6 protein-coding genes are annotated in these 3658 nt (G+C 69.2%); 5 read left to right on the forward strand and 1 reads right to left on the reverse strand.

The window, feature by feature from the left end:
* The 3 genes from RBH18_RS43390 to RBH18_RS43400 form a co-directional block, all read left to right on the forward strand.
* A partial coding sequence (locus RBH18_RS43390; RefSeq protein WP_306216356.1) for a helix-turn-helix domain-containing protein occupies positions 1 to 915 on the forward strand: 915 nt, incomplete at its 5' end.
* A 66-nt stretch (positions 916 to 981) separates the two neighbouring features.
* The gene (locus RBH18_RS43395; protein ID WP_306216357.1) at positions 982 to 1173 is read left to right on the forward strand and encodes a DUF397 domain-containing protein; all 192 of its coding nucleotides are present in this window, start codon (positions 982 to 984) and stop codon (positions 1171 to 1173) included.
* Between the two features lie 120 nt (positions 1174 to 1293).
* Positions 1294 to 1482, forward strand: coding sequence for a DUF397 domain-containing protein (locus RBH18_RS43400; RefSeq protein WP_306216358.1), 189 nt, complete (start codon positions 1294 to 1296; stop codon positions 1480 to 1482).
* Positions 1483 to 1485: 3 nt separating this feature from the next.
* Here the strand turns inward: RBH18_RS43400 and RBH18_RS43405 are convergent, their stop codons facing one another.
* The gene (locus RBH18_RS43405; RefSeq protein WP_306216359.1) at positions 1486 to 2964 is read right to left on the reverse strand and encodes a glutamate--cysteine ligase; all 1479 of its coding nucleotides are present in this window, start codon (positions 2962 to 2964) and stop codon (positions 1486 to 1488) included.
* 101 nt (positions 2965 to 3065) lie between these two features.
* Here RBH18_RS43405 and RBH18_RS43410 point away from each other — a divergent pair, with 101 nt between their 5' ends.
* Positions 3066 to 3392, forward strand: a complete 327-nt coding sequence (locus RBH18_RS43410) for a DUF3817 domain-containing protein (RefSeq protein WP_306216360.1) — start codon at positions 3066 to 3068, stop codon at positions 3390 to 3392.
* Between the two features lie 26 nt (positions 3393 to 3418).
* Positions 3419 to 3658, forward strand: a 240-nt coding sequence (locus RBH18_RS43415; protein WP_456237653.1) for a hypothetical protein, incomplete at its 3' end; no start/stop codon positions are given.

The following is a 3658-nucleotide window of genomic DNA, read 5'->3' on the forward strand; positions in this document are numbered from 1 at the left end:
GCCCGAAAGGCCACCGACGTGCCCTCGCCAGGAGAGTCTCCCGCCGTCGCCCGGCGCCGGGTCCGCCTCGCCCTGCGCAAGGCCCGCGAGGCCACCGGCTGGAGCCAGGGCGTCGTCGCCGACCGCACGGGCTGGTCACTCAGCAAGGTCCAGCGCATCGAGGCCGGCGACGTCAGCGTCTCCGGCACCGACCTCCGCGCCCTCCTCGACCTCTACGGCGTCACCGACGCCGAGGAGATCGACCTTCTCCTCGAGGAAGCCCGGATCTCCCGCCGCCAGCGCTGGTGGACGGCACAGAAGTTCCGGGATCATCTGACTCCGGCGTACGCCCAGTTGCTGCAGTTCGAGAACGAAGCGACCGCCATCCGGGTCTACCAGCCCGTCCTGGTGCCCGGCGTCCTGCAGACCCGGTCCTATGCCGACACGATCATCAGCTGGTACTCCAAGAGTCTCAGCGCGGAGGATCGCCAGGTCCGGCTCGATGTTCGCATGCAGCGGCGACGGAACTTCGCCGACGCCGACGACGGAGCCCAGTTCCTGCTCATCCTCGACGAGTCGGCACTGCAGAGAAACATCGGCGGCCCGGCGATCATGGCGGAGCAGTTGACCGAGCTGGCCGGCGTTGCCCGGCGCCCGAACGTCAACATCCGCATCGTGCCCCTGGAGCAGGGCGCCATCCTGGGTGTCATCGGCCCTTTCGTCGTCCTCGACCTCAGCGACGAGCCCGGCGATGCCGTGCTCTACCGAGAGTCGTACGTGCGTGACGACCTGAACCACGACCGGGCCGAGGTTCAGTTCCACCGCCAGATCTTCGAGGATCTGTGGAGTCTGTCGCTCGACGAGGAGCAGTCGATCAGCGCCATCGAGGCCGAGGCGGCCGTGCTGCGGTCCCGCGCTCAGCGAGGCCGCCCTTGAATCGTCGCCGCGCGAACAACCGTCCGTCCGGCGCGTCCCTGCAGATCTAAAGAGAACGGAAGAGAGATGGCGTCGACCACAACGGAGTGGAAGAGGAGCAGCTATTGCGCCGACGGTGCATGCGTCGAGGTGGCGCTCGACGGCGAGCACGTCGCCATGCGTGATGCCAAGGATCCGCAGGGCCCGGTGATGCGGGTGTCCAGGCAGGACTGGCAGAACTTCACGGCGAGAATCGTCGCCGGCGACATCGCGAGATGACGAGAGGCGCCGCATGTGCCCGACTCCTCGGGTGCATGCGGCGCACCACCTCGGCCGTCACACTTTCTTCCTTCGCTGTGCCGGCGCCCGTACGCTGGGTGCTGGACAGGGAGGTTTCACATGAGCGAGACGCCCGACCGGATTACCTGGCAACGAAGCTTGAACTGCGCAGACTCGGCCTGCGCCGAGATCGCTGTCACCGGTGACAGCGTCCATGTTCGGAACAGTCAGCGTCCTGACGTGGTCGTCACGTTCGACCGAGCGGAGTGGGAGGCCCTCAAGCGGGGCATCGCAGCCGGGCAGTTTTGAGGGTCAGGGCAGGTCCCATTCGTGGACCGGGATGTTCTCGTGCATCAGCGGGAGGTAGCGCTTCAGCATCTCGTGGAGGGCCTGCTGGCGGTCCATGTGGCCCTCACCCTCCAGGTGGTGCAGCGTGTCGACCTGCCAGGTCGCGCCGTTGCGGCCGGTGAGGCAGCGTTGCTCGATGATGCCCAGGAGGCGTTCGCGCTGGTCCTGGGGGACGCCCCACCGGTTGAGGCCCTCGTGGGCCAGCGGCAGGAGGCGGCGGAGGACCAGCTCGGAGACGGGGACGTAGCCGAGACCCGGCCAGAAGACCGAGGCGGCGATGCCGTGGCGGGCGCAGGAGTGGAAGTTCTCCTCGGCGGCGCTGAAGGACATCTGGGTCCAGATCGGACGGTCGGCCTCGGCGAGCATGCGGACGAGTCCGTAGTAGAAGGCGCCGTTGGCGACCGTGTCGACCACGGTGGGGCCGGCGGGCATGACCCTGTTCTCGACGCGCAGGTGGGGGCGGCCGCGTACGACCGCGTAGATCGGCCTGTTCCAGCGGTAGACCGTGCCGTTGTGCAGGCGGAGCTCGGAGAGGGCCGGGGTGTCGCCGCTCTCCAGGGTCTTCTCGGGGTCCTCGTCGTCGCAGATGGGCAGGAGGGCGGGGAAGTAGCGGACGTTCTCCTCGAAGAGGTCGAAGACCGAGGTGATCCAGCGTTCGCCGAACCACACCCGGGGGCGTACGCCCTGCGCTCGTATCTCCTCGGAGCGGGTGTCCGTGGCCTGTTCGAAGAGGGGGATCCTGGTCTCGCGCCACAGCTCGCGCCCGCACAGCAGCGGTGAGTTGGCGCCCAGGGCGACCTGGACGCCGGCGACGACCTGGGCGGCGTTCCAGTACGCGGCGAACTGGTCGGGGCTGACCTGCAGATGGAACTGGGTGCTGGTGCACGCCGCCTCGGGGGCGATGGAGTCGGTCGTCACGGCGAGGCGGTCGACGCCGTCGATGCGGATGTCGAGGTCCTCGCCCCGGGCGGCGAAGATCTGCTCGTTGAGCAGGGCGTACCGGGGGTTGGTGGACAGGGTCGCGGCGGTCAGGTGCTCGCGGCGCAGCGTGGGCAGGATGCCGATCATGGCGGTGTGCACGCCGACGCTGCGGGCGTGCTTCTCCGCGTTGTTGAGGCTGGCCCGCAGCTCGCGTTCCAGGTCGGCGTTGCCGTCGCCGCCGAGCCGCCGGGGCGCGACGTTGATCTCGATGTTGAACTGGCCCAGCTCGGTCTGGAAGTCCGGGTCGGCCAGCGCGTCGAGGACCTCCTGGTTGCACATGGCCGGGTCCGCGTCCTCGCCGACCAGGTTGAGCTCGATCTCCATGCCGGTCAGCGGCCGCTCGAACTCGAACCGCGACTCGCGCAGCATCAACGCGAACACGTCGAGGCTGCGCCGGATCTTCTGCCGGTACTGCGTACGGTCCTCGCGCGAGAACTCGTGCCGTGCGACCTCTTCGCCCACCTGCGCCACCGCCCTTCGCCGAGCCTGCCACTATCATTTGTTGATCAACGGTCCGCGCCGACCGTCGTCAAGGCACAAAAAGCCGAGAGAGGTCTTCACCTGTGCGCCGCATACCTGCCCTGTTCGCCGCCGTCGCAATCGCCGAGGCGGTGAGTTGGGCCCTCCTGCTCACCGGGATGTTCTTCAAGTACGTCGTCGTCAAGAACGAGATCGGTGTCCAGATCGCGGGTCCGATCCACGGCGCGATGTTCATGGCGTACCTGGCGATGACCGCGCTGCAGGCCCGGGCCGGGGGCTGGCGCTGGTGGGTGACGCTGATCGCGCTGGCGTGCTCGATCCCGCCGTTCGCGACGCTGGTGTTCGAGCGCTGGGCGCGGTCGCGAGGGCTGGTCACCGACGGGTCACCTGTGCCCGCCCCGCAATCCTGAGCGGCGGAACGGGGCAAGGAGAGGTGATGCGCCGCCCACTCCCGATCCTGCTCGCGTTGCTGCTTGCCGCCTGTAGCGCCGAGGCTCCCGCCGCGCCGGCCGCCGCCCCGAGCCCCGGGGCCACGGCGCCGGCCCCCTCCCCGAGCGCGCCCGCTCCGGCCCCGGCGGACCCGTGGACCGTCGGCTGGGCGGCCGCCCCGGCGGCCGCCGTCAAGTACCAGGACGCCGGCTACACGGTCCGCAACGTCGTCCACCTCACCGCCGGG

Source organism: Actinoplanes oryzae (assembly GCF_030757795.1).
Classification (GTDB): Bacteria; Actinomycetota; Actinomycetes; order Mycobacteriales; family Micromonosporaceae; genus Actinoplanes.